General features: G+C 44.5%; 1 protein-coding gene. It reads left to right on the top strand.

The genetic code is table 11. From position 1 onward, the window contains the following. Positions 1-1,569 (top strand): hypothetical protein (locus QCH34_RS12470; protein ID WP_300334606.1); only part of this gene is annotated, 1,569 nt, incomplete at both ends.

Genomic DNA, 1,569 nt, shown 5'->3' with positions numbered 1-1,569 from the left:
AGAGTGGATCTGATTATATTATCGAATCCAGCAGCTACAAGATATCATTGAGTGCAAATGCTCCTCAAGTTAAATATATCGGAACAAAACAGACTAATTACCTCGGAGATGGACATACAATAGATACACTAACAACAACGTTGGGCGGGGAGCACTCATCTCATATTTTGGCCAATATGAACTTTGCAACGGAAGTAAAAGACAATAGGATCATATACAAAGGTAATCTTGCTAATACCAGTGCTGATTTTATTGGAACGGTCACAATCGCATACACATTTTATGCTGATACTATACAGCGGGAATATGTCGTTTCCAATGATCAGTTGCATGGTATGAGGAGTATGAGGTTATATTCCGATGTCCGTTTCTTCAGCCCAATAGACGGGTTTGTTCTTTTTAATGAAGGGAATCGAATTGAAAAAAATATTTTTCCGTCTGAGGATGGCTCTTGGCTTAACGACAAGTTCAATGGAATTTTTCTCAATAATGGCGATTCTGGGATTTATATCGAATACCGCCCGACCACTCCTTTTCCACTGGATCTGCATTACTCTGGTTCGACAGTATATGACAGGTACACTTCTGTCCTCCTCAGGCAGACAAGGGCATTAGACCCCGGTGCTTCGTTCAGGAGTGTGCAGTATATTGCAATAGGTGATGAAACTACAGCACGAAAGCGGGTGGAACGCCAGCAAAGCATCGAACTCCACCCCTATTCTAGTGGTATAATCCCAATAGTGATAGTGAAGGAACATACTGTTCTCTCGAGATATGATTTCTCGGTAATCCAGGAATTGCTCGATGCCCAAGAATCATATTTTATTGCCAACACGGTAAATCCCCCGTACCGTGGCATTCTCTATGATGAAGGGCTGAGACAGCCTCAGATGGCGATATATCAGGGAAAAACGACAGATCTGGTCCTGCTCCCTGCATCATATCCGCCGAGCACATCGCTTTCCCGGGATGATCCAGAGGATGTATTTATGAATTGGAGAGCAGTCATCGATAGCGTCGCCGAAAACAATGACATGGCCCTTTTCATCTTCAGAAATGCAGACATTGAAAACCCCGAATATGCCGGGATGTTTATTGATCTCTTTGACTATGCGCAGAGAAGTGGACTGACAACAACGACGCCAAAAGCCATCGCGGATCATTACCGAAAGCTGCAACAGGTTTCATTCACCGCATCTCAGGAGCTGGATAGTGCATCAATCAGCGTTACGAACAGCAATCCAGAACCACTATCCGGTGTGACGTTCAGAGTCGTCATGCCAAAGCTCGACGAAGGAGAGTATCAAGTTTCAGGGGGATCTGTCGCACGCACACAGACTTCAGGCGACTACATCATCATATACGCATCTGTTAACCTCGCTCCGCAAGAAACTAGAACAATAATGATCAAGCCGAATATCGAGAGGAAGGATTTGATTATCGACGTACCGGAATATATTATCGAACAGAAGGTTTCGCTGATAGTCAGGGGAGAAGATGGCCAACCCATTAAGAATGCTTTCGTCACTATTGAAGGGTTCCCCATCCCGTTCGAGACGGATGCAGATG

It is taken from the genome of Methanocalculus sp. (genome assembly GCF_029762515.1).
Lineage (GTDB): Archaea > Halobacteriota > Methanomicrobia > Methanomicrobiales > Methanocorpusculaceae > Methanocalculus.
This window is presented reverse-complemented; position numbering and strand designations above follow the sequence as displayed.